This window comes from Bacillus pumilus (genome assembly GCF_009937765.1).
GTDB lineage: Bacteria > Bacillota > Bacilli > Bacillales > Bacillaceae > Bacillus > Bacillus pumilus_O.
The window spans coordinates 1,686,334-1,710,513 of the sequence record NZ_CP047089.1; the positions used below are offsets into that span (position 1 = coordinate 1,686,334).

26 protein-coding genes are annotated in these 24,180 nt (G+C 40.2%); 8 read left to right on the forward strand and 18 right to left on the reverse strand.

Annotated features, from left to right (window positions below):
- Positions 1–65: 65 nt before the first annotated feature.
- Complete coding sequence (spoVK, locus tag GPS65_RS08180; RefSeq protein WP_144458509.1) at positions 66–1,025, reverse strand: stage V sporulation protein K; 960 nt, start codon at positions 1,023–1,025, stop codon at positions 66–68.
- Between the two features lie 320 nt (positions 1,026–1,345).
- Between spoVK and GPS65_RS08185 the strand changes: the two genes are divergently transcribed.
- On the forward strand, positions 1,346–2,104 hold the full coding sequence (locus tag GPS65_RS08185; protein WP_012010047.1) for an N-acetylmuramoyl-L-alanine amidase: 759 nt from the start codon (positions 1,346–1,348) through the stop codon (positions 2,102–2,104).
- A gap of 66 nt (positions 2,105–2,170) precedes the next feature.
- On the opposite strand, the gene GPS65_RS08190 is transcribed toward GPS65_RS08185, so the two are convergent.
- The 9 genes from GPS65_RS08190 to GPS65_RS08230 form a co-directional block, all read right to left on the reverse strand.
- A complete protein-coding gene (locus GPS65_RS08190; protein WP_012010046.1) occupies positions 2,171–2,788 on the reverse strand; it encodes a hypothetical protein in 618 nt (205 codons plus the stop codon).
- 84 nt (positions 2,789–2,872) lie between these two features.
- Positions 2,873–3,853: a class 1b ribonucleoside-diphosphate reductase subunit beta gene (gene nrdF, locus GPS65_RS08195; RefSeq protein WP_003212452.1), complete on the reverse strand. Its 981-nt coding sequence runs from the start codon at positions 3,851–3,853 to the stop codon at positions 2,873–2,875.
- Between the two features lie 17 nt (positions 3,854–3,870).
- The gene (gene nrdE / locus GPS65_RS08200) at positions 3,871–5,973 is read right to left on the reverse strand and encodes a class 1b ribonucleoside-diphosphate reductase subunit alpha (protein WP_012010045.1); all 2,103 of its coding nucleotides are present in this window, start codon (positions 5,971–5,973) and stop codon (positions 3,871–3,873) included.
- Complete coding sequence (gene nrdI, locus GPS65_RS08205; protein ID WP_041816236.1) at positions 5,933–6,325, reverse strand: class Ib ribonucleoside-diphosphate reductase assembly flavoprotein NrdI; 393 nt, start codon at positions 6,323–6,325, stop codon at positions 5,933–5,935. Before nrdI ends, nrdE begins: the two co-directional genes overlap by 41 nt.
- A 265-nt stretch (positions 6,326–6,590) precedes the next feature.
- Positions 6,591–6,803 carry a hypothetical protein gene (locus GPS65_RS08210; RefSeq protein ID WP_003212415.1) on the reverse strand — a complete coding sequence of 71 codons (213 nt, stop codon included), beginning with the start codon at positions 6,801–6,803 and terminating at the stop codon, positions 6,591–6,593.
- 79 nt (positions 6,804–6,882) lie between these two features.
- Positions 6,883–7,212 (reverse strand): YmzC family protein, encoded by a 330-nt coding sequence (locus GPS65_RS08215; RefSeq protein ID WP_012010043.1) that lies wholly within the window; start codon positions 7,210–7,212, stop codon positions 6,883–6,885.
- Between the two features lie 157 nt (positions 7,213–7,369).
- Positions 7,370–7,591 carry an RNA chaperone Hfq gene (gene hfq, locus GPS65_RS08220; RefSeq protein ID WP_003211269.1) on the reverse strand — a complete coding sequence of 74 codons (222 nt, stop codon included), beginning with the start codon at positions 7,589–7,591 and terminating at the stop codon, positions 7,370–7,372.
- 25 nt (positions 7,592–7,616) lie between these two features.
- A complete protein-coding gene (gene miaA, locus GPS65_RS08225) occupies positions 7,617–8,573 on the reverse strand; it encodes a tRNA (adenosine(37)-N6)-dimethylallyltransferase MiaA (protein WP_144458503.1) in 957 nt (318 codons plus the stop codon).
- A gap of 69 nt (positions 8,574–8,642) precedes the next feature.
- Positions 8,643–9,044, reverse strand: coding sequence for a YmaF family protein (locus GPS65_RS08230; protein ID WP_161985405.1), 402 nt, complete (start codon positions 9,042–9,044; stop codon positions 8,643–8,645).
- A gap of 104 nt (positions 9,045–9,148) precedes the next feature.
- On the opposite strand from GPS65_RS08230, the gene GPS65_RS08235 reads away from it, so the two are divergent.
- From GPS65_RS08235 to erbB, 4 genes are all read left to right on the forward strand, one after another.
- Positions 9,149–9,400 (forward strand): hypothetical protein, encoded by a 252-nt coding sequence (locus GPS65_RS08235; RefSeq protein ID WP_012010040.1) that lies wholly within the window; start codon positions 9,149–9,151, stop codon positions 9,398–9,400.
- 112 nt (positions 9,401–9,512) lie between these two features.
- Positions 9,513–10,058: a TetR/AcrR family transcriptional regulator gene (locus tag GPS65_RS08240; RefSeq protein WP_144459935.1), complete on the forward strand. Its 546-nt coding sequence runs from the start codon at positions 9,513–9,515 to the stop codon at positions 10,056–10,058.
- Positions 10,058–10,375 carry an SMR family multidrug efflux transporter EbrA gene (erbA, locus tag GPS65_RS08245; protein WP_012010038.1) on the forward strand — a complete coding sequence of 106 codons (318 nt, stop codon included), beginning with the start codon at positions 10,058–10,060 and terminating at the stop codon, positions 10,373–10,375. The genes GPS65_RS08240 and erbA overlap by 1 nt, the downstream gene beginning before the upstream one ends.
- 13 nt (positions 10,376–10,388) lie before the next feature.
- A complete protein-coding gene (erbB, locus tag GPS65_RS08250; protein WP_144458350.1) occupies positions 10,389–10,757 on the forward strand; it encodes an SMR family multidrug efflux transporter EbrB in 369 nt (122 codons plus the stop codon).
- A gap of 46 nt (positions 10,758–10,803) precedes the next feature.
- Here erbB and GPS65_RS08255 read toward each other — a convergent pair whose 3' ends face one another.
- Both GPS65_RS08255 and GPS65_RS08260 read right to left on the reverse strand, forming a co-directional pair.
- Entirely contained in the window at positions 10,804–11,253 is a 450-nt protein-coding gene (locus GPS65_RS08255; RefSeq protein ID WP_012010036.1) for an OsmC family protein, read from the reverse strand.
- A gap of 77 nt (positions 11,254–11,330) precedes the next feature.
- Positions 11,331–12,065 (reverse strand): poly-gamma-glutamate hydrolase family protein, encoded by a 735-nt coding sequence (locus tag GPS65_RS08260; protein WP_012010035.1) that lies wholly within the window; start codon positions 12,063–12,065, stop codon positions 11,331–11,333.
- 585 nt (positions 12,066–12,650) lie between these two features.
- Here GPS65_RS08260 and GPS65_RS08265 point away from each other — a divergent pair.
- Positions 12,651–13,976: a S8 family peptidase gene (locus tag GPS65_RS08265; protein ID WP_144459936.1), complete on the forward strand. Its 1,326-nt coding sequence runs from the start codon at positions 12,651–12,653 to the stop codon at positions 13,974–13,976.
- A 92-nt stretch (positions 13,977–14,068) separates the two neighbouring features.
- Here GPS65_RS08265 and GPS65_RS08270 read toward each other — a convergent pair whose 3' ends face one another.
- The 3 genes from GPS65_RS08270 to GPS65_RS08280 all read right to left on the reverse strand — a co-directional run bounded on the left by GPS65_RS08270 (position 14,069) and on the right by GPS65_RS08280 (position 16,920).
- On the reverse strand, positions 14,069–15,217 hold the full coding sequence (locus GPS65_RS08270; protein ID WP_119124866.1) for a Rap family tetratricopeptide repeat protein: 1,149 nt from the start codon (positions 15,215–15,217) through the stop codon (positions 14,069–14,071).
- Between the two features lie 165 nt (positions 15,218–15,382).
- Entirely contained in the window at positions 15,383–16,132 is a 750-nt protein-coding gene (locus GPS65_RS08275) for a poly-gamma-glutamate hydrolase family protein (RefSeq protein WP_012010032.1), read from the reverse strand.
- Between the two features lie 311 nt (positions 16,133–16,443).
- Positions 16,444–16,920 carry a CarD family transcriptional regulator gene (locus GPS65_RS08280; RefSeq protein WP_012010031.1) on the reverse strand — a complete coding sequence of 159 codons (477 nt, stop codon included), beginning with the start codon at positions 16,918–16,920 and terminating at the stop codon, positions 16,444–16,446.
- Between the two features lie 568 nt (positions 16,921–17,488).
- Between GPS65_RS08280 and GPS65_RS08285 the strand changes: the two genes are divergently transcribed.
- Together GPS65_RS08285 and bslA are read left to right on the forward strand one after the other, a co-directional pair.
- Positions 17,489–17,887: a hypothetical protein gene (locus GPS65_RS08285; protein WP_041815536.1), complete on the forward strand. Its 399-nt coding sequence runs from the start codon at positions 17,489–17,491 to the stop codon at positions 17,885–17,887.
- Between the two features lie 125 nt (positions 17,888–18,012).
- The gene (gene bslA / locus GPS65_RS08290; RefSeq protein ID WP_144482374.1) at positions 18,013–18,546 is read left to right on the forward strand and encodes a biofilm surface layer hydrophobin BslA; all 534 of its coding nucleotides are present in this window, start codon (positions 18,013–18,015) and stop codon (positions 18,544–18,546) included.
- Positions 18,547–18,621: 75 nt separating this feature from the next.
- Here bslA and mutL read toward each other — a convergent pair whose 3' ends face one another.
- The 3 genes from mutL to cotE all read right to left on the reverse strand — a co-directional run bounded on the left by mutL (position 18,622) and on the right by cotE (position 23,790).
- Positions 18,622–20,523 (reverse strand): DNA mismatch repair endonuclease MutL, encoded by a 1,902-nt coding sequence (gene mutL, locus GPS65_RS08295; protein ID WP_119124865.1) that lies wholly within the window; start codon positions 20,521–20,523, stop codon positions 18,622–18,624.
- Between the two features lie 20 nt (positions 20,524–20,543).
- Positions 20,544–23,120 carry a DNA mismatch repair protein MutS gene (gene mutS, locus GPS65_RS08300; RefSeq protein WP_012010027.1) on the reverse strand — a complete coding sequence of 859 codons (2,577 nt, stop codon included), beginning with the start codon at positions 23,118–23,120 and terminating at the stop codon, positions 20,544–20,546.
- A 124-nt stretch (positions 23,121–23,244) separates the two neighbouring features.
- Positions 23,245–23,790, reverse strand: coding sequence for an outer spore coat protein CotE (gene cotE, locus GPS65_RS08305; RefSeq protein ID WP_012010026.1), 546 nt, complete (start codon positions 23,788–23,790; stop codon positions 23,245–23,247).
- Between the last annotated feature and the right edge of the window lie 390 nt (positions 23,791–24,180).

The following is a 24,180-nucleotide window of genomic DNA, read 5'->3' on the forward strand; positions in this document are numbered from 1 at the left end:
ATCACACGTATACCACTATTCGGATGGTTTATTTTAGTATCTCTTTACAAAAAGGATACGCCATTTTAAGTAGGCGTATCCTCTTTCATTTGGAGATCGTGACTTTTAATCGTAAGCAAATCTTTTTTATCATAATGATCCACTAGTAGGAGTCTCATCGCTTGGGTTCGAATAGCCTTTTCAATCGTGTTTCTCACAAAGCGGCCGTTGCTGAATTTTGCTGGACTTGTGGTACTTTTAATATGCATTATATAATCACGCAGCTTCCATTCAGCTTCTTGGGTAAATATATATTCTCTGTCAGCCATCATCCGTTTGGCAATGTCCATGAGCTGATCGACGGTATAATCAGGAAAGCTGATATTGATCGGAAATCTGGATTGCAGTCCGGGGTTTAAAGATAGAAAATGATCCATTTCCTTGGAGTAGCCAGCAAGAATGAGAATAAATTCGTGCTGTTTGTCCTCCATATGTTTGACTAAGGTATCAATCGCTTCTTTCCCGAAATCCTTTTCGCCTCCGCGGGCAAGAGAATAGGCTTCGTCGATGAACAAAATGCCGCCTAGTGATTTTTTAATTAAGTCTCTTGTTTTTTGAGCAGTATGACCGATGTACTCCCCGACAAGATCTCCGCGTTCCGCTTCAATTAAGTGACCCTTTGAAAGGACATTCATTTCAAAGAAAAGCTTCCCGACTAGCCTTGCAACCGTTGTTTTCCCTGTGCCTGGATTTCCTTTGAACATCATATGAAGCGCTTGTTTACCTACCTTTAACCCTTGTTCCTGCCTTTTTTGATTGACAAAGATCCAAGCATAAATTTCTTTTATGTTTCGTTTCATTTCATCCATACCGACAAGGCTATTCATTTCACGTTCTATTTCCCGTAAGATGCTGTGTTTTGCCTCATTTTTCTGCAATGCTTCTAGGTATTCTGCCTCTGAATCTGCATCAACCAATACTTGCTTTTGTCCATTAAGTATAATATTGATTTGACCGTTGTTTTTATATGTGACAGCTCGCTCCAACGTATTCACCTCTCGCTCTTCTCTCTTTATTCTATTCGGGTGGAGCTGTAATCGTGACAATCGCCCGCTTAAGCCCAAGTTTGCTGTCAAAATGACCCGAGATACCGAATATTGTAGGGATTTCTGCGGTTTCCCAGGAAATGATGTGCTATTTCCATTGTATTCATCCCATTTAGGCGGACAAACCAACAATTTGTTTTTTCTTAGAAAAATGTAGCTTTCTCATCACAAAATGTGCAGAAAAGAGTCTCGATGATTTCCGCATTTTGTACAGGCAATTTTTCTATTTACTCATAAAATAAAGACGAGGTGATGAATAGATGGTGAAAATTTTTATTGATCCTGGCCATGGAGGAACAGATTCTGGAGCTGCTGCTAATGGACTTTTGGAGAAAAATATCACACTGCAAATTGCGATTTTATTGAGAGATATGTTGATTAGTGATTATGATGACGTTTCCGTCCGCTTAAGTCGTTCGATTGACCAATCCGTCACTTTGGCCCAGCGTACAAATGCAGCAAACAGCTGGGGAGCTGACTATTTCGTGTCTATTCATATTAATGCAGGCGGAGGCACAGGTTTTGAAAGCTATGTGTATCCTGGCGTTTCAGCACCGACTACCACGTATCGCAATTCCCTTCATGATGAAATTGTTCGCTCGGTGGATTTTGCCAACCGCGGCAAGAAAACAGCGAACTTCCACGTTCTTCGAGAAACTTCTATGCCCGCTATTTTAACAGAGAATGGTTTCATCGATACTACAGCTGATGCAAATAAGCTTCGCAACGCGACCTTCCTTCAAGGCATCGCTCGCGCTCATGCCACTGGATTAGAGAAAGCTTTTCAGCTGAAAAAAAAAGCAAGTAATCTTTATAAAGTACAGGCTGGAGCTTTCAAGGTGAAAGCCAATGCAGATGAATTAGTAGCCACGCTGAAATCCAAAGGCTTTGACGCCTTCGTTGTATTAGAGGGCGGCATGTTCCGAGTGCAAGCCGGGGCTTTTCGTACAAAGCAAAATGCGGATGACCTCGTCGCAAGATTGAAACAGGCCGGTCATGACGCATTCGTTTTCCAATAACTGAAGCTGTAATAACGAAATAAACCGGCTCAAGTTTGATGATGAGCCGGTTTATAATTGATTCGTTTATGCTAAAATATTCACGACAAATTGAGACCACGTTTCAAGTCGATCGAAGTATTCAGGCTTTTTCAAATCGGATGCTTTCATCCATTTTCCTGAGATTTGATCTGTTTCTTTCACTTCTACATGAGCACCTGGAGATAATTCAAGCGCTGATAACAGTCCAATGTGCACACGGCCGACACTGTTGTCATCATCATTAATTAATCCAAGGGTTTTCATCTCAAGCTTGTCTGCTTCTTGAATAGAAAGTTCCTCGTCTAGCTCACGATCCGTATTTTCTTTTAGAATTTCAGCAAAGTTTTTGCCTTCGATGAAATTCATGTGACCACCAAAGCCAAGAGATAACTTATGATGCAATCGAGTCTCTCCCCCACCATGAAGCCTTTCATATACATACACTTCGTCCTCACGCTTAATCACGACATAAGGAATCGGCTGCTTGAAGTCAGGATTTTCTTCCGCATCGCCTCTACGCATCTGCTCGAAGTGCTCTTCGATTTCTTTCATAATTGTGTTGATTGTTTCCTCTTCACTATTCACACCATTAAACGCAAGCGTTTCATTTTGGAACACGCGAGTGCGCGGTGCAACTAGTATGATTTCATCCATTTTTCCCATGTTCGGTAACCTCCAGTATGTAACGCATTGTATGAAATGGCAAAAAGCCAAAACGAGTGATGCGTTTTGACTTTTACGCCTTACTTATGATTCATCTCCAAAGAAGAAGTCGTCATCTTTTAATGGCTCAACCGTCGCCTTTTTGTAGCCGTTCCCTTTCATTGAGAAGAAGTCATGCGATTTTGTTTTTGTATTGAGTCCGTTCAATACAATTGGATTGATCTCTTCTTCTTCAAAGTAAGGGGCAAATCCAAGGTTCATTAACGCTTTATTGGCATTGTAACGAATGAACTTTTTCACATCATGCGATAAATTGACTTGGTCATATATATCTTCCGTGTAATGAAGTTCATTTTCATAAAGCTCGTTCAAGAGGTCAATCGAGAAATCGTACAGCTCTTTTTGCACGTCAGGCGTTTGTTTGTTGTAAATTTCTTGTGCTAATAATCCAACGTATACACCATGAATCGCTTCATCACGCAAAATCAAGTTGATGATTTCACCACTTTGCATGAGCTTTCCTTGACCATAGAAATAAAGTGGGTAGTAAAAACCACTGTAAAACAGGAAGCTTTCTAAATAAACAGAAGCAACCATTGCTTTAAAGAGGGAAATCGGATCGTCCTTCTGAATCGAACGGTATAAGCTAACAATCATATCTGCTTTCTTTTGCAAGAATTTATTCTTTTTGACCCATTCAAACACTTCACTGATCGTTTCAGTTGGTGCAAGTGTCATGAAGATATTTGAGTATGATTTCGCATGTACCGCATTTTCCATCATCGCCATAAAGTTTAATACCGCTTTACGCTGATGACCTTCTACATGTTCAGCCACAATCGGCATCCCTGTATTTCCTTGTTCTGTATCAAGTAAAGTCAGTCCAGCAAGTACCTTCATGTACGTATCTCGCTCTTTTTCACCTAAATATTTCCACGTTAAGAGATCCCCGTTTAAGGAAATCTCTTCAGGAAGCCAGAACTGCTTCACATTTTGGTTGTAAAACATTTGTGTAAAATCGTCTTCGTGTTTTGACCAGTTGGCTGCATCATAAATTTTTGTCACGTTAAACTCTCCTTTAATCAAACAACACAAGAAAGACAGCCTTCCTGCCCTGTATCCTTCGTTCTCGCATAATAAAGTGTTTTAATGCCTTTATGGTGTGCATACAGATCGATGCGGTTTAGGTCACGCGTCGTCATCGTATCTTTCAGGAATAGTGTAAAGCTGATTCCTTGATCGACGTGCTGCTGAATCGTTGCGATCATATCGACTACTTTAAACATATCCATATCGTACGCTTCTTTATAGAAGAACCAGTTTTGCGCTGAAAGACCTGGCATTGGGTAATACGTTTTGCTGTTGCCGTATGTTCTTTCTTCGATACGTTCCATAATTGGCATAACAGAGGCTGTTGCCGATTGCACATAAGAAATGGAACCAGTTGGTGCAATACATAAGCGGTAGCTATGGTACATGCCATTTTCCGCTACAAAGTCTTTGAGTGCTGCCCAGTCTTCTTTTGTTGGAATATGCATGCCTTCAAATAATGCGGCTGCTTTTTCCGTTTTTGGTGTGAAATCATTCTCCACGTATTTATTGAAGTACTCGCCCGTTGCGTAGCCAGATCCTTCATAACGATGGAATGTTTCTCCTTTTTCTTTTGCAAGTTCACTTGAGCGTTTAATTGAATAGTAGTTCACCATCATAAAGAACGTATTCGCAAAGTCTCTTGCTTCTTCACTTTCATAGGCCATTTGGTTTTGAGCCAAATACCCGTGAAGGTTCATCGCGCCAAGCCCGATTGATTTCATCGCCTTGTTCGCTTTTCGAACAGCCGGTGCATTGCGAATATCTGTTGTTTCAGATACAAGCGTTAGTGAGTCTGTTGCAAGTTTGACCGTTTTTTCGATCGATTTGTTTTTCATGACATTCATAATATTTAATGAACCAAGGTTACAAGAAATATCAAGACCAATTTCATCTTCTTGGTCATAGTCCGCGTAAGAAGAGACCTCTGAAGCTTGAAGCACTTCTGAGCAAAGGTTTGAGAATTTCACTCGTGAGATATGGTTTAATGCATGCTCTCTATTCACATTATCTTGGAACATGATATATGGATAGCCTGATTCTGAGCGAAGAACAGCCAATTTTTCAAGAAGCTTTCTCGGATTGACTTTTTCTTTTTTGACTTTCGGATTTTCTACAAGCTCATCATACATTTCTTCCATGTCCATCTCATCAAGATGCTGTCCATATTCTTTATAGACTGTGTGCGGATAGAAAGTGTAAGCTGTTTTATCTTCTCTTGCAAGCTCAATAAATTTATCCGGGATGACGACACCGATGGACAATGTTTTCACACGCACATCTTCATCTGCAGAGATTTTTTTTGTATCTAAGAAATCATTAATATCTCTGTGGAAAATATTAAGGTAGGCACTGCCTGATCCTTGTCTTTGTCCCATTTGATCTGCATATCTGAATGCATTATCAAGAAGCTTCATCACGCCGACGACACCTTTTGTCGCGTTTTCAACATCTTTGATTGCCTCGCCTTTGGCACGAAGTTTTGACAAGTTCAAGCTGACGCCGCCGCCTAATTTTGAAAGCTGCATTGAAATATCAATCGCTCTTGAAATATCGTTTAATGAGTCATTCACTTCAAGCAAGAAGCAGCTCACAAGCTCACCGCGTCTTTTACGTCCCGCATTTAAGAATGTTGGTGTACTTGGCTGATATTCCTGATTGATCATCAGTTCTACAAACTCAAGGGCTTTTGCTTTATCTCCACCCGCAAAGAAAAGCGCTACAACTGAAATGCGGTCTTCATAGCGTTCAAGGATTTTCTTTTTATCATTTGTTTTCAGTGCATAGTCGTTGTAAAACTTAAACGCACTCATGAATGATGGGAATCTAAATTTCTTCGCATATGCAGCTTCGAATACCTCTTTAATATCCGCCATGCTGTACTGTCTTAAAAATTCTTCCTCATAGTAGTCGTTTTCTATTAAGTAATCAATCTTCTCTTCTAAGTTGTGAAAGAAGACTGTGTTTTGATTAATATAATCTACGAAATAACTATGTACAGCTTCTTTGTCCTTATCGAACTGAAACTTTCCTTCTTTTTGAATCATAATCTCGTTATTTAATTGTATCCACTTTGGAACCTGATTTTGTGACAATTCTTTCTACCTCCTGTGTAAACAATTCAACATCCCTTTTTGTTCCGCTTAGTTCAAAGGTGTGCAAAATAGGAACTTGATATTGTTTAGAAATCGTATCGGCGCTTTTGGCAAAATTATCTCCCCACACTTTGTTTCCACTCACTGCTACACCAAGTAAAAGGTGAGCATTTTTCTCTAAAAAGGATTGAGTGGTACTAGGGACTTGTCCAAATCCTGTCGTAAAGGTGACGAGAATAAACGGCGTATCCAAAAACTCTTCTCCAGTCAATTTTTGTTTGTCTGTAAAAGGGGTCTTGTCCAAAAAGCGTTGAACATTTCCTGTTTTTGAATCAAATACGATTTGAATCAATTCCATCACGACCTAGTTTTTAGTATTGTTGATCATTTCGTTATTCACTATATATAGTATACTATGTTTTTTCAAAACACAACATATAGATGTTCGAAACGAAAAAAATCAACCAACCCGGCCGAACATTCATAGCCGAACTCGTACGTTCAAATAAATAGAGCAGAACAGGATCTAAAAATAGACTGCTCTACTCTCTATTCAACTGAAACCGAAATCTATCATAACACGAAAAAAAATCGCTTAGTAGACTAGACTTTTTGTTTTATTTTTTGTAGGCATCGCACTGTAAATCTTCTGACACTTCTGTAATTTCCACTTCAACACCTAATTCTTTTAGCACCGCTTCAAGCGCAGAGACGATTGAAGCTTCTCTGACTAATTCTTTCCCATTTACAGAAACGCTTGTTCCATATTCGAAACAGGAGTCGTCTTCACAAGTTTGTTCCCAATGATTAATTTTAATTTTGTGTGTCATGAACTCATCCTTTTCTGTCTAGATGTCTGATGCATGATTATAGTGTAGCGACTTCACATTCATTTGTAAATTTACGTGCTTACTCTTCCACAGAATCGTCATCATCATAATCTTCGTCCCACTCATCTATGTATTTTGTTTTAATCAGGGTCAGTTCTCCCTCTTTTTCATCAAACCGGTACACCTGTACTTCATCATCTTTCACAACAGCGAAGTGATTATTTTTTAGTGCAACAGCTGATTGTAACAGACCTTCTATATCTCCATGATCATCTTGATTAGAATAGTTATGCCAGCTTTCCTGCCTGGATTCAATGTTTGAAATGGCGCACGATCCAAATAAGACAACAATCCCAATTAGTAGAAGGATCACTCTAATTCTTCTTAATTCAAGCTCTGCGTTTTCCATATCGTTTCACCTTCCTTCATATCCAATAAGGGATTATACGCAGAATAGGCAGAAAAGTTTCATGGCATGCAAAATAGCCCCTCTGCACTGACAAAAAACGTAGCGGGTTCCGGCCGGTTTAATCGCAGATGCATGGGGCTATTAGGTCGAACATATCCTATTCTAATTCTAGATTTACATTCTTTTGAGGAGCAAATGTAGAAATGGCGTGTTTATAAATAAGCTGCTGCTTCCCTTCTGTTTCAAGCAGCACCGTGAAATTGTCAAATCCTTTCACTTGACCGCGAAGCTGAAAGCCATTCAGTAAGAATACTGTGACAAATGTATTGTCTTTGCGGATTTGATTCAAAAATTGGTCCTGAATATTAATCGGTTTCATGTTTCGTCCTCCTTGATTCTGATACCTACAGTTTCGCTTTAAGTCCAAGCTTTCCTGCTATATATGCGAAAATTTCCTCTTTTTTGTCTGAAAAGTGGCAAGGCGGTGTCATGTCGAACCAAGTGACATCCATTTTATTACGGAACCACGTGAACTGACGCTTCGCATATCTACGGGAATTTTGCTTTAATTGCTGAATGGCTTCATCCAGTGAGCAGTCACCTTGGAAATACGTATACAACTCTTTATAACCAATCGCTTGAACCGATTGACAATCCTTCAAGCCAGATTGATAAAGTGCGCTCACTTCCTCAATTAAGCCTTCATCTATCATCATATCAATTCTTTGGTGAATGCGCTCGTACAAAAGCTCTCGGTCCATTTTCAGCCCAATGAAGGCTGTATCATAAAGAGGAACTTCTTGATGACCATTTTGCATTTCAGACATTTTCTGACCTGTTGTATGGATCACTTCCAGCGCCCGGATCACGCGGCGGACATTATTCGGATGAATGGCTTTTGCAGCATCAGGGTCTACCGCCTTTAGCTTTTCGTGTAGCTGAAGGGGGCCATGCTGCTGTTCAAAAAGCGCCATTTCTTCTCTAAAAGCAGGGTCACTTTTTTCATCGGTAAATGTGTAATCATATAAAACAGATTGAATATACAAACCTGTTCCGCCGACAATCATGGGTGTTTTCCCTCTAGCGGCAATCTCTTTAATTTTCATACGGACTAGCTGCTGAAATTCAGCTGTAGAAAAAGATTCGTCCGGCTCTTTAATATCAATTAAGTGGTGCGGGACACCATCCATTTCTTCAGAGGTGATTTTAGCTGTTCCAATGTCCATTCCTTTGTAAATCTGCATAGAATCACCGCTGATAATTTCTCCATTAAATGCTTTTGCTATATGAATGCTCAGTTTTGTTTTGCCGACAGCGGTCGGTCCTACTAATACAATCACTGGTTGTTTCGTTTTTTTCATAACATCACTCTCTTTTACAAACTGCCTACAGTATAGCATAACTTCTCGTTCTCTCCTATAGAACGACTATCACCAGCCGAGTGGTTCATTTCCGACCACTTCATATGTTTTTCCTTTCAAACGGTGCGTATGCGTCGGCCGCTCCTCGTCGGGGCTAAAGACGACTCCTCCATATGGAATAGGGACAGAATCGTTATAGGCAGAATACGTGACTTCCTCAATCTCGTGATAATGCGTACCGTCCACTCTCGGTATCGCAGGCCCTGTGATACCATAATATCTGTGGAAATGCCCCCTCTCAAAAGAAGTGATTCCGCCATAGTAATGAGTATGCTGATCGGTACTGCTTCCATTGACAGGTTGGGAAATACCTTCTATTAAATGATAATGCTCTTCTGTTACATCCGTTCTTGCTTTATAAGCATGAGCATGAGGCGGACATTTTGCCCAATCAGATGGATACAGGCCCATTTTTAACATTCCTCCTTATTATAGGCGTTCACCCAAACACATATAGGCCAATCGAATACACTGTTGTCAGTTACAGTGATTTTATGTGAGAGGAGCCTTTTTTTATGAATTATTTTGATGCACCGCCATTTATGCAAGAAGACATGCGAAGACCTTTTGGTTTTGGCTTTGGACGCCCGGGTTTTGGGTTTGGGAGACCTGGATTTGGTTATGGCAGACCTGGATTCTTTGGACCTCCATTTTTAGGTGGTTTTGCTGGAGGGCTGCTTGCAGGATCTTTACTCGCGCCAGGATATGGCTATGGGTACCCTTATCCGCCGCCATACCCGCCATACGGACCATACCCTTATTATTAAATATGACGTTTTAGTGAAAACATCCGCTCATAAAATGAATCGATTGACACACTAGTTTTTCATAGGTTAACATTTACTTTACCGACCGTTCAGTAAAGTAGGTGTTTTTTTTATGTCTAAAACCAAAAAAGAGCAAATCTTTGATGCAGCTGCCCGCACGATTTTAGAAGAAGGATTAAGTCAGCTTACCCTTCAGCAAGTGGCAGAGCATGCACATATGACCAAAGCCGGACTACTTTATCATTTTGCAAGCAAGGAAGAGCTCATCCAAAAAATGAATGAGCACGCGATTCTTTGCTTTCGTCAGCAGCTCAAAACGTATCAAGAAACTTACAAATATGAAAAAACGCCTTACGTCCATGCATATATATCGGCCACATTACATGACCTTGATCATCAAAACACGACTCAGCTATGTACAAGTATGCTTGCTACTATGTCATTTGATGAAACGTTATTGAACCCTTGGCGTGATTTTTATGCAGAGTTCAAAGCGAAAGCAGCTGAGGAAATTAATGACCCTGCATTGAGCCACCTAATCCGTCTTGCATGTGATGGAATATGGTTTTCAGAAATGTTTCAGCTTGAACCGCTGAACCGAGAGGAAAAAACCCTTTTACTTCATCGGATTTTACACCTATTAGAGGAGGAGGCATAATGATCCTTGGATATCTTTTTCTAGCTGTGGCCATTTTTTCAGAAGCCATTGGCGCCGTGATGTTAAAATTCTCGAATGGCTTTACTCGCTTTAAGCCGAGCGCTGTCGTTGTGGCTGGCTATACACTTGCCTTTTATATGTTGTCATTGACACTGAATATCATTCCGCTTAGCATGTCTTATGCAACATGGTCTGGCGTTGGTACAGTCCTCACGGCTATTTTTGGCGTGCTTTTTTTCAAAGAAACCTTGAACCAAAAAGCAGTCATTGGGATGGCGATGCTTGTCTCAGGGGTCGTACTTTTAAATATGTCATAAAGGATGTGAGATCATGAAAGGAATGCTCTATTTAACAGGGGCTATTTTGACAGAGGTTTTTGGCAGTACGATGCTAAAGCTTTCACAAGGTTTTTCGCAAATGCTGCCAAGTATTGGGGTCCTGATCGGATTTGGGTTGGCCTTTACATTCCTCAGTCTGGCACTTAAAACAATTGACCTTTCGTCTGCTTATGCGACATGGTCTGGCGTTGGAACAGCACTCACTGCTCTTATCGGACTTGTGATATTTGACGAAACCATTCACATAAAAGGCTTCATTGGTCTTGCATTAGTGATATGCGGCGTGATTGTCTTGAATTTGTCAAAAAAACAAAAAGAAGAAACGAAAGAACAAATCGATCAAACCGAATGGACGTTATAAAAAAAGTCATTTTCTCCATTTATTAAGAGAAAATGACTTTTTGTTTTTATCCGCCTAGTTGAATGGTTTCTTCTAAGGAAATGTCCACATTACCTTGAACAGCTCTTGAGATCATACATGAGCTTTCGGCTTTGTGCGCGAGCTTGCGTGCAAGTTCAATATCTTGCGGAGAAGCAGATGCTTTGAGGATGATGACAGGCCGGTGAATGATTTTTTCATATGTAAACACACCATTCGTTACATCGACGACCGCCTCAGAACTCATCGTGAGATCCTCTTTTTCTAATTGACTCCGCTCCATCATAGCGGCAAGTGTAATAATATAACACGTAGCCGCGGCACCTAAGAGCATCTCATCTGGATTTGTTCCAATGCCAGGACCGTCCATTTCTTTTGGAATTGAAATCTTTGTTTTTAACTGTTCACATGAGATTGTACCCACATCGTTACGCAGGCCAGGCCAACTCGCCTGAAGATGAAAATGATGTTGCGCCATATTCGTCTCTCCTTTTGTTATCACTTTTTATAGTGTAACAAGAATTCACACTGCTTGTCTTAACATGTGCACCATCTTTATGTATATTCCTCATCCAGCACTGTCCGAATCGCTCTGACATACCGGTAGAACGTCTCGTTTTTTGTACTCGACCGCCGACGAAAGTCAAAACTGTCAAATAAAGCTTCACGCTGACTTCTACTAATCTCTAACTGTACACTTTGCCCTGTTTTTGTAAGATTATTAATATTATGATTGCTTGTTCCGCTCAGGGTTGCGTGTGCGACAGCAAGTTCAGCTGAAAATCCGTTCCGCTCTAATGAGTTCACTATTTTTTCTGCGCGGTCGTAATCTGTTCCACCAACGAGCGTATGGTCAATGCCTTCCTCACCTTTGTACCCATGCACTGCTAATATATAGTCGTGTGCTTTTGCCTGTGCGACACCGACTGGCTCATCAAAGTTTGTACTTGTCACATGAAGTTCTGATGCATTCTCTCTTAAACCTTCAAATAAATACGTAGAGAAATCATTATCAAAAAAATGAACGATCTCGCTCACGCCGCCTTCAATTCTCCCGCCATGGGGTGACATCACAAGAAGGCGGCTTCCAGGCACTGGGTTGGCTGTAATTTGATAGCTGCTTGTTGATTCGTTTTCTTCCAGTTCTTTAAAATTGCGATAAATATCAGTTGAACCGCTTTCGTCTTCCCCACCTGATGACACTGGCTCATCATGTTCCTGTGCTTGCATTGTATAATAAACGCCCCATCCGATCGCAAGCAGGAGAAGCAAAGCAAAAAACTTCTTCATTCCCGTTCTCCTTTAACAGATTTCTAAGCCGTTTCTATGATTTATATTGAATCATCATTTCTTTTCATTTTTTCCACTTTTTCTCTCCAAATTTGATCATAACACTCTAGATCATGAGATTCCTCAAAAATAAGATAATTGCATTTATATACACAGAAACGCCTCTCGTCTTTGAAAACAGAGTTAGAATAGTATGACAGACAAATGAAGTTATGTTTAAAATGACCTAGTTCTATCCAGTCTGTTTTCTTTAATTCGGCTACTTTTTATATGGATTTGATTTTTCCCCTCTGTGACAAGTCACATTTGTATGAGCATTGGCCCTGTCTAACCCCTCCTTTTTTTCTGCAAAATTGTTTGTTTCACCGGTTCTCTAAGGAGAACTCTCCCACCTATCATCGGCTGATTCTACATGTTTTCCACCTTTTTCTATTATTTTACAAAATGTAAGCGCTTTTCTTTTTCATTAGAAGTGAGCAAGCCGCCAATATGAAGAAAAGAAGGGACAAGAATCCGAACCAAGCAGCTCTCATTCTCATAACGTAAGAGTGTACAAGAATGGATTGCTAGAATGGAGGGCATCACATGTTTGGATTTTCTATGGTGCAAATGGTCAGAACACATGCTAGTAAACTGGATCAACCTTTAAGAGAGACCGTCCTTCACCTTTATAAGCCTTTTAAATGGACACCATGCTTTCTTCATCGTTTCTTTGAAGGAAGATTAAAGAAGAGGAAGAAGCTTCGTGTGATTATTGAATTTAAGGAAGACGCGGTCGAAGCAGGAATTCAAAGCACAAAACAGCTCATGAAAAAAAGCAGAAAAACAAATATCAAAAAACACTTTTCACATATCGACTGCTGTGCTGCAGACCTAACACCAGCCGCTTTAGAGGAGCTGTTGGCAAATGGTGAGCATATTCGTAAAATTTATTTAGACCGGAAAGTTCATGCGCTTCTGGATGTAGCCACACAAGCAAGTCACGCGGATGAAGTCATCCGAAACGGCACAGCCTTAACAGGGGAAGGTATTACGGTCGCTGTCATTGATACAGGAATTTATCCGCATGAAGATGTAGATGGACGAATTCGCGATTTTGTGGACTTAGTCAAGCAGAAAAAAAAGCCATATGATGATAACGGACATGGCACTCACTGCGCTGGAGATGTAGCTGGAGACGGAGCGGCCTCAGATGGCTTGTACAAAGGACCTGCTCCAAAAGCTCATTTAATTGGCGTGAAAGTGTTAAATAAACAAGGAGCTGGATCACTTTCTACTATTATAGAAGGGGTTGAATGGTGCATTCAGTTCAATGAAGATCACCCTGATGATCCGATTCATATTATGAGTATGTCACTAGGTGGAGATGCTCAGCGTTATGATGACGAACAAGACGATCCGATGGTGCGTGCTGTCAATGCTGCTTGGGATCAAGGCATTGTCGTATGCGTCGCTGCCGGAAACTCAGGTCCTAACAGCCAAACGATTGCGAGCCCTGCCGTCAGTCAAAAAGTGATTACGGTTGGCGCTTTTGATGACCGGAATACACCAGAATCAAACGATGATATTGTGGCACCATTTTCAAGCAGAGGTCCTACTGTTTATGGTGAGACAAAACCTGATATCCTTGCACCAGGAGTAAACATCGTCTCTCTGCGATCACCAAGATCCTTTCTAGATAAACTCGACAAATCAAGCAGAGTCGATGATGATTACACGACATTATCTGGTACATCTATGGCAACACCAATTTGCGCAGGTATTTGTGCTCTAATATTAGAGCATTCACCTGATTTAACGCCTGATGAGGTCAAAACCATGTTAAAAGAAAATACGAGCAAGTGGTCTGGGGATGATCCGACGATATACGGAGCAGGTGCCATTGACGCAGAAAAAGCCATCAAAGAATAAATAAAAAAAGCCCTTTACGGCGATTCGTAAAGGGTGTTGTTTTTGTCTGTTATTACGTGTGGAGTCTTTCATCTACTTGATCAGCTGACATGTTATGCTTCGTTCTCATACATCTCATCTCCTTTTTGAATGTGCGTACGCGCTTCGATCACAATCTCAAAAAAAGTGGAAGATTCCTTGTACATGTCGCGTTCTTTATAATAATTAGCCGCATCAAGTGCTAATTCCTCTAAATCAGCAAACATTTTTTTGCTCCGCAGTCCAAATAGTGCTGATCTTAATTGCTCACAGCTGTCTTTTTCTATATAAAGCGCCTGTAAAAATTGGAATTTCAACTGATAAATTTCATCATCCAATAAACAAGCCTCGTTCATTCCTTTACGTATAGCCTCGCCTGCCCGCTGGATATCTCCAAGTTTAAACCAAGTAAGAGCAAGTGAAAACAATGATTTGATCATCGTGGATGCTTGATCTTTTTGATAAAGGGAAATGGCTTGTTCAAAAAAGACTGTCGCCGTATGGTACGTTCCCATACTATAATGACAAGCTCCTAAGTTATTAAGAGCCATCGCTTTAAAATAAGATGTGCACTCTTTCCGCTCCATCGCTTCACAGACCTTTAACGCTTTTTCTAAGTAAGGAAGCGCTTTTTGGTGCTGACTCACATCAATCCAATTACCTGCCATGACAAAATCACATTGAATGCTTCTTTTTCCATAAAGCTGATGTTTCTTATAAATGTCTCTCGCCTTTTTAGCATAATGCATGGAGAAATAAGTTTGTTTCATATGATAGTATACTTCAGCGATTTTATAGTAAAATTCCGCTTTTTCAATCTCATCTGTCACTAAGATCAGTTGATGTTCCGCATGCTTGTAATAGGAAATGGCCTCGATGTACCGGCGCTGAATAAACGCATACATTCCATGAAAAAAATGAAAGTAATAGCCAAGTAAGCCTGTCATCTCATCTTCTCCATCTTCCATTTCTTTTGGGAAAGACACCGCTTGAAGTGTTTCACTCCCTGCATGGACTGGCGTTAAATGCTGAAGCATCAGTTGATGGCGAAAATCCATTAGAGAATAATATAGAAGCAAATCTTGATCCTCTTCCATCTCATGAATTTCTTCTTCAACAAGGCGCTTCATATCGTTTGCTTGTTCGACTTCAAATTTGCAAATATGCGTGTACCATTGATTGATCTTTACACCTACTTCGGAAGATGGTATTTTATGTGCCATCCACTTCAGCCCCATTCTATCATATCAAACTGATAACTATTATTTTACATAATTTATGTTTTTAAGGCAAATTGTAAGTTATTACATAATTTATGTTCATTTCGCATATTTCTATCTTTTTTACCAAGTTTAAATAGAGTACTTTTGCCCATCAAAACGATTTTTCTACGAAGTTGGGTCAAATTCTCTTAATACTTCTTTTAAAGCACGGATATAACGCCTGAATGCTTGTTTCTTTCCTTTTCTCGTATCAAAATTGTCGAAAAAGGCCTCTCTTTGTGCCGTGCTAATTTCTAACTGAACGCTTTCACCACTTGCATTTCGATTATTAATATTTTTAGGATCTGTTCCTGAAAGCCGCTCGCCTTCTTGTACCATTTCTGCTGAAAACCCTCGATCCTTTAATTCTCGTACAACGGCTCTTTGCATTTTTTCGTTTGTCCCGCCGACTAGCGTGTGCCTTTTATCACTTTTATAGCCGTGGATGGAAATGGAGAATGGATACGTTTTAATCATTTGGACCAATATCGGTTCATCAAACTTCGTGCTTGTAATATGCAAATCACGATTATTCTCTTGTTTCGTTCCTTCAAACAAATACGTCGAGTATCTTTGTTGAAATGCTTCTACAATTTCACTAGTTCCTGGTTCAATTTCCCCTCCATGAGGAGAAAAGACGAGTAAATCACTTCCACCCTTTTCATGAAATTCTATTTCATAGCCCTCTTTTTCATGCCGGATAAGCTGTTTAAAACTTTCATATTGATCCCCTTTTTTTCGCTCCTTTTGATACTTTTCTACCTCTTCTTGATGTTGCTTTTGCTCTTTTTTTTCTTGAACAGAATGGCTGCATTTCACCATTAAAAGAGCACACAGGACCAGAAAGATGAATCCACATATCAGTAGCCTTTTCATTTCACCGCTCCTTTTCATTCTCTTAGGTGTCATCTTATCGCATTATTTTACTATCAATGGCTAACAGAATTCAAAGGTTGTCCGGTTCATTTAAACGAATCAGGAATACTTTCCTGTTTTTTTATGCTGTTCTAGGTATTTCTGACTTCTTTGCATCATTCGCTGCTTGAACAAAAACTGCATCGTATGACCTCATTTTTGCTTTAGTTAAAATCACCTACAAAAATGGACAGATTTTTTTGATTTCAAACAAAAAAAAGCTGTAAACAAAAGGGATGCCCTTATGCTTACAGCTAATTATTGTATATCCATCATAAAACTCTTAGTTCATTCTCTAAAGCTGAAAGGACTTCATCTTGTGACAGCCCTTGTGCAAGAGAAATTTCACTCACTAACATGCCTCGCGCATCTTCAAGCATTTTCTTTTCACTTGAATTTAATGCTTTCTTCTGATTTCGTCTCATCAGATCTTTGACAACGTCTGCACCATCTTCGATCGCACCTGTTTTTAGCTTTTTCAGATTTTCATCATATCTTTGCTTCCAAGTAAGCGTGTCGTCGTTTGTTTCTTCTGCAAAATTGTTCATCACAACTTTCAGCGTTGCTTGATCTGCTACCGGACGTATACCTAGTTGATTGATTCTGCCTCTTGGGATCATCATCTGCATATTCGGCATTTGAATCAGAAAATATTCCTCCGTCTTACCTAAAATCTCTTTTTCTTCCATTCCTTCAATCACACCGGCACCATGCATAGGATAAACAATTTTATCACCTATTTGAAACAAATCCGCCACCTCCGAAAGTATTCACAATATGATTATAACACATTTCATCGTTGGATAAAAATTTATATTTTATCATGTTATTTTAGCACTAGTCAATTCTTTTTATTTGAGATTTTCAGAAAAAGCCTTTTTTTACAGAAGTTGCGCCACCATCCAGTCCCCTTGTCTCATTCTTGCATATACTAGCATTGAGTCACATTTAGGAGGGATGACAATGTGCAAATGCAAGTGCAAACATTCCCACTCAAACTGTTATAAAAAGCATGACGATCATCACCATGTTGATCCATGTAAAGAAAAGAAATATTGTCATAAAAAAGATGATTGGTTTGAGAGCGATTTCTGGGATACTTCTAGAAGCTACGATCCCTATTATTATCCTAAAAGTGTCTGCAGCAGCTGTAAGAAGCGTCGCAGAAGAAGACACAGCATCTCATTTTAGCATCTGACGCTTTCACCTGCTTTTTGTTTTCCCGGCTGAAAAGCCGGTTTTTTTGATATGGATAGGCTCATGAAATGGATCATGCTCATAGGATATGGCAACCTGACATAAAGGATGAGATATCAAATGAACAATATGAATAGCCCAATGAATTATCATCACGAAGGAAATCCGTATCACACGTTTGAGAATGTGTATACAGCCAATCATGAGCATGTGGTCGCGCCAAACATGCATGATCATATGAATATGCCAAACCATTATCATACTGGTAAAAAAGATAAGTACAGTGGTCACTATCCGCATCATCATTCAGCCTATATGCCTTTTCCAAATCAGCAGGATCCCTTTTCACATGTTCCAATGAAGGATCACCATCATCATGGTCACTATGGTGGATATGGAATGATGCCATATCATCCTTATGGATATCAAGATATGCATATGATGATGCCGAATCAGCAAATGCCAGGCTTTGGTTATGGAATGAACCAACCAAATGCACACTTCCCCCGTTATTATTAAACAAATTGACAAAATAAGGGTATAATATCCCATTTAATACCATGTAGGGATATGGTAACATTATAGGTAAATAATGGATTTAATCATCTATTATTTACCTATAATCAACAAGGGGGAATAAAGAAATGAAAAAAACATGGACAATGATCATGATGGGGATGCTCACACTGGTCATGGCACTATCGGTACCGATTGCCGCATCCGCTGAAGAGGCCACACAGGAGGGCAAGGCATCAACAAACGCCAGACCAGCTGAACTTTATGCGAAAATTACAGGTACAAGTAAGCAGGAATGGTCTTTTTCTGACATCGAGCTGACATACCGCCCAAATTCTGTATTAAGTCTCGGTGCCATTGAGTTCACATTACCTGCAGGCTTTCAAGCGACAACAAAAGACATCTTCAATGGAAAAGCACTAAAAGACAGCTACATTTTAAACAGTGGAAAAACGGTCCGCATTCCAGCTAGACTCGATTTATTAGGAATTTCACAATTTAAATTACAACTTTCACACAAAGTACTTCCTGCTGCAGGTACATATACGTTCCGTGCAGAAAACCGTGCGCTTAGCATTGGTTCTAAATTTTATGCAGAGGACACCCTCGATATTCAAACACGACCAGTTGTGGTCACACCACCAGATCCGTGTGGTTGCTAAATAAAAAAGCACTCAAATATGAGCGCTTCAGACTGTAACAAAGGGCTTTTTTAGCCCTTTGTCTTTTTTATTTGATCACATGACCCGTTTAAACATTTTCTCCATTTCATATGTTGAGTGATGAATGATGATCGGCCGGCCGTGCGGACAAGTGAAGGGGTCCTTTGTCTGTCTGAGTTCATCTAATAGAGCTTTGATTTCATCATTTCGCAAATGACGATTTGCTTTGATAGAGCCTTTGCAGCTCATCATAATCGCCGCTTCTTCTCTTAATTTTTTGATATCTACACGCTTCTCAACCAGCACTTGCTCTATAATTTCTTCGATCAGTTCAGCCTCTTCCCCTTTTGGAAACCACTGTGGATGCGACCGAACAATGTAGCTTCCTGAACCGAAAGGCTCTAAGAAGACACCCACTTTCGTTAGTATCTCTTTATGCTCTTCAATAATCAGCATATCGTTTTTGGAGTAGTGAAATGTTAATGGGACGAGCATTTCTTGCACTTCCTGTTCGATCTCTCCTACTTTCTCGCGATAATACTCATACTTGATTCGCTCCTGAGCCGCATGCTGATCAATAATATAAAGCCCTCGTTCATTTTGAGCCAAAATATATGTGCCATGCATTTGCCCAATGGGATACATGACCGGAACACGTTCGTTTTCTGAAATGGCTTCTGCATCATCTTCTCTCAGTACTGACTCTTCATATTCAAGAGAAGCAGCAGTTTCCTCTTTATGAACACGCTCAGATGGCGCATCTTCCCTAAATACGGGTGATGACGCTCCTGTCATTTCCTGCACAGGCATCCCGTATGTGCTCATTTGATTCGTCTCGTATACAACCGATTCGAGAGGCTCCGGCTCATAGGATAGCGGTGTTTCCATCTCGTTTGTGTTTCCTTTTTTCGCATCAAAGGTTAAGGATTGCTGCTCATTTTTGATCGCTGGCATTGGTGCTTTTTTTGGCACAGAAGCACTTGGAATGAGTTGCTGTTTTTGAAATACGTCTTTAATTCCTTGTTTGATTAGCTCATGAAGTTCCTGCTCTTTACTTAGTCTCACTTCAAGCTTAGAAGGATGAACGTTCACATCCACTAAAATGGGGTCCATTTTCATTTCAATAAATGTAATCGGATGGCGACCAATCGGCAGAAGCGTGTGATACCCTTCATGGACCGCTTTTACGAGCGGGAAATGCTTCACATATCTGCCATTTACTACAGAAGACATATAATTCCGTGATGCCCTTGTCACTTCTGGCAGGGAGATATATCCTTTCACTTCAAAATCAAGTGATTGCACATGAAGTGGCACCATTTTTTTCGCAACAGCTGTCCCATAAATGGCCGCAAGTACATGCCGCACATCCCCGTTTCCATTCGTCTGTAGCAGGACTTTTCCTTGGTGACGTAAGCGAATCGATACTTCTGGGTGAGCCAGTGCAATTCGATTGACGACATCTGATATATTGCCAAGTTCCGTATGAACAGTTTTCATGTATTTTAGTCTGGCAGGCGTATTGTAAAATAAGTTGGTAACGACAATTTCGGTACCGCGGCGGCCAGAGGTTTTTTTCTCTGAAATGATCTTTCCACCTTGCAGCACAAGGTGCGTTCCAGCTCCTTCACCAGTACTTGTTTTCATTTCCAAATGAGAGACAGATGCGATACTTGGCAGCGCCTCTCCCCTGAATCCAAGCGTTCTGACACGGAACAGATCATTTTCATCTTTGATTTTACTCGTTGCATGGCGCTGAAAGGCGAGCTTACAATCTTCGGCATCGATTCCAACACCATTATCAATCATTCTAATAGAGGAAAGACCTGCTTCTTCTACATCGATTTCAACCACTGTACTACTTGCATCGATTGCATTTTCCATAAGCTCTTTTACAACGGAAGCGGGACGCTCGACTACTTCACCCGCAGCAATTTTATTGGATAGGTCATCGGATAACTGAATAATCTTTGCCATGTTGCTCACCTCACCTTACATTATAATTTCTTTTGCAATTCATATAGCTTAGTCATCGCTTCGAGCGGGGTCATATCCATTAAATTGAATGACTTTAACTCCTCGATCACCGCTTGATCTTTCTGTTTTAGAACTGGTTTGGTTTGCGGTTTTTCTTCTACTTCAAAGAAAGAAAGTTGCTGTTTTTCCTCGGCCTTTTCTGTTTTTGGAGCTGCTGATACGTGCGGGGTCACTTCATGTGATCCGCTCTCAAGCTCCGTCAAAATGGTCTGGGCCCTATCGATGATCGCATCAGGCAATTCAGCAAGCTGTGCTACATGAATACCATAGCTTTTATCAGCTGCCCCCTCTTTGATTTGATGTAAGAAAACGACCGTGCCTTCATGTTCTTCAGCTCGTACATGAACATTTTTCAGCTCGCTTAATTGAGACTCAAGAACGGTGAGCTCATGGTAATGTGTAGAAAATAGCGTTTTGGCGCCAACATGATCGTGTACAAATTCAATGATCGCCTGCGCAAGAGCCATGCCATCATAGGTGCTTGTCCCGCGTCCAATTTCATCAAATAAGATCAAGCTGTTTTTCGTTGCGTGCACCATCGCATTTTTTGCTTCAAGCATCTCTACCATAAAAGTACTTTGACCAGAAATCAAATCATCTGCCGCACCAATACGTGTAAAGATTTGATCAAAGATCGGAAGAGTTGCTTTAGATGCCGGCACAAAGCAACCAATTTGCGCAAGAATAGAGATAAGTGCCATTTGTCTCATATACGTACTTTTCCCTGACATATTCGGTCCAGTAATGAGCAAGGTTTGCCGGCCATTTCCCATATGACAGTCATTCGGTACATACTCCTGGTGATCCATCACTTTTTCAACGACTGGATGACGACCATCTATGACATCTACCTCATCCTCGGAGAATTCTGGACGGATATAACGGCGCTTTTCACTGACAGTCGCAAAGCATTGGAGAGCGTCCAGCTCACTCATTTGTTTTGCGAGCAGCTGTAATCTCGGAATATATACTTTCACTTGTTCTCTGAGAGCTGCGAATAGTTCATATTCCAGTTCGCTAATATTTGATTCTGCCTCAAGAATCAGCGCTTCTTTTTCTTTCAATTCAGGTGTAATATACCGCTCTGCATTGGCGAGCGTTTGTTTTCTTTCATAACGCCCTTCCTCCAGCAAATGCGTATTCGCTCGTGTCACTTCAATATAATAACCAAATACTTTATTAAACCCGACTTTTAAAGAGCGAATGCCTGTATATTCTCTTTCTTGCTGTTCAAGACGTGCAATCCAGTCCTTCCCATTTCGGCTAGCATCACGGTATTCATCTAATTTTGCATTGTAGCCGTCTTTAATTAAATTGCCTTCTTTTAACGTCATTGGTGGATTTTCATATAGCGCATCTTCTAATAAATTCAGTAAATCATCACAAAGATCAATATCATTCGCTCTTGATTTCGCCATTTCCTCAGGCAGTGAGTGCACAAGCTCTTTGATGGCTGGCACTTGCTTTAAGGATTCCTTTAACTGAATAAGATCACGGGCATTTACGTTGCCAAAAGCTACGCGTCCTGCTAAACGTTCGAGATCATATACTTGCTTCAACCGTTCCCGCAAATCCTCTCGTTCAAAGAAATGATCCATTAAAATTTGAACCATTTCCTGACGTTCTTTAATGTGCGAAAGACGAATTAACGGCCGGTCGATCCATTGTTTGAGCAGCCTTCCGCCCATCGCTGTTTTTGTTTCATCTAACAGCCATAATAAAGAGCCCTTCTTACTTTTTGAGCGGATTGTCTCTGTTAATTCAAGATTTCGTTTTGAGTAAAGGTCAATTTTCATTGTTTGTTCGAGCTCAAACACTTGAACTTGCTGAAGGTGATCAAGACTTCTTTTTTGCGTTCTTCTTAAATAAGCATATAATGTCAAAAAGGTCGATCTTAGTTGCTCGCTCAGGCGGGACACGAGACGCTCAGCTTCATCAATTAATTCATCACTATCTTCGTATGAAATGGTCGCTTGGCATCGTTCCTTTAAGGTCTTGACTGTTTCCTCATCCAGATGCTTTGACACGACAATTTCTTTTGCACCGACAGAATAAATTTCAGACACGACTTCATCTAATCGATCGATGAAAGCCGCCATGTTTTCACCAGTAGATAAATCGGAAAGTGCAAGTCCATACCCATTTTCAAACTTTGTCACAGAGGCAATGAAGTTGTTTTCATTTTCACTTAAACCTTTTCCTTCCATCACCGTACCTGGTGTAATGAGTTGAACGACTTCTCTTTTGACTACACCTTTTGCCGTTTTAGGATCTTCCACCTGCTCACAAATTGCGACCTTGTAGCCTTTTGAAATCAATTGTTCTATGTATGCAGAAGCAGAATGATAAGGAACACCACACATTGGTATGGTCCCCCCATCTCTACTTGTTAGCGTAATTTCTAATTCTTGTGACGCTTCTTTTGCGTCATCAAAAAACATTTCATAAAAATCGCCTAAGCGAAAAAATAAAAAGGCATCTTGATACTCTGCCTTGATGTTTAAATATTGCTGTATCATGGGCGTATAACTTGCCATATTTCTAATCCCTCACTATATTACATTCGAATTCATACCATCTTTTATTATAGCATAAAAAATCCCCTTTTTTCTCCTAGATAGAACACAAAAAAACTAGGGGGATATGCGCCCTAGTCATGAATTACTCTTCTGGATCACCCGCTAGAAATTCTGGATGAATATCCTCTAACTCCTCATCCACCTCTTCTTCCCACTCGTGATCATCTTTTTCTTTCCAACTTGAATTGACCTCTACAACAATTTTTGTTTCTCCTACCACTTCAGCAATGAATTCCCGCTCTGCTTGAACGATAATTTTATTGCCGTTTGGAGAAATGGTCACTTCTAAGCAATTCGGCTGCTGGAGCACTTTTGCAATCACTTCATGCTCATCATCAAGGAAATTTTTGTCTTTATATCTCAGTTTGATGATGTCTACATATTTCACCCGTTCAGTGACAACTTCTGTTTTTGTGTTATCGGCGTAAGAATACCATACGTTAATATCGAAGGTTCCTTCAATCTCAACAGTTTTACCGACCTTTTCAGCATCATAATTATGATTAATGATCCAACCACCTAGGATGCTGGTTGGTTTTTGCGATGGAGAAATCGTGTGTGTGCTTTGGGTGAATTTCCTCCCTTTTGCAACCACCGCTTTTGTAATAATTTCTCTGTATTCAGACATTCCGGCATGCCTCCTTGTTCTTGATCGTTTTATCTTATGCTGGGCATTCGTCTAGTGTGTCACGATTTTGAACTTCATGATCAAATTAAATTCATTTCTGTTTCAGTGTATGCATGGTCGCCCATAAACTTGCCTTGAAAATTGGAAAAGTTGGAGAGTGAGAGATTTTGGGGTTGACTGTAATGGTGTCATTTGATGTAATAAAGATAGTAGCCCTTCTTTATATAAGGAGGAGATCTTATGAAACAATTTAATATTATAATAAACATTTTTGGATTAAGCATTGAGCTTCAATTCAAATCTTTTAATCTGTAAAATCAATTAATTTTTAGTTAATAACGTATCTACGAAATACAGGGCTACTGCATCAACATTTTGTTGTTGATGCAG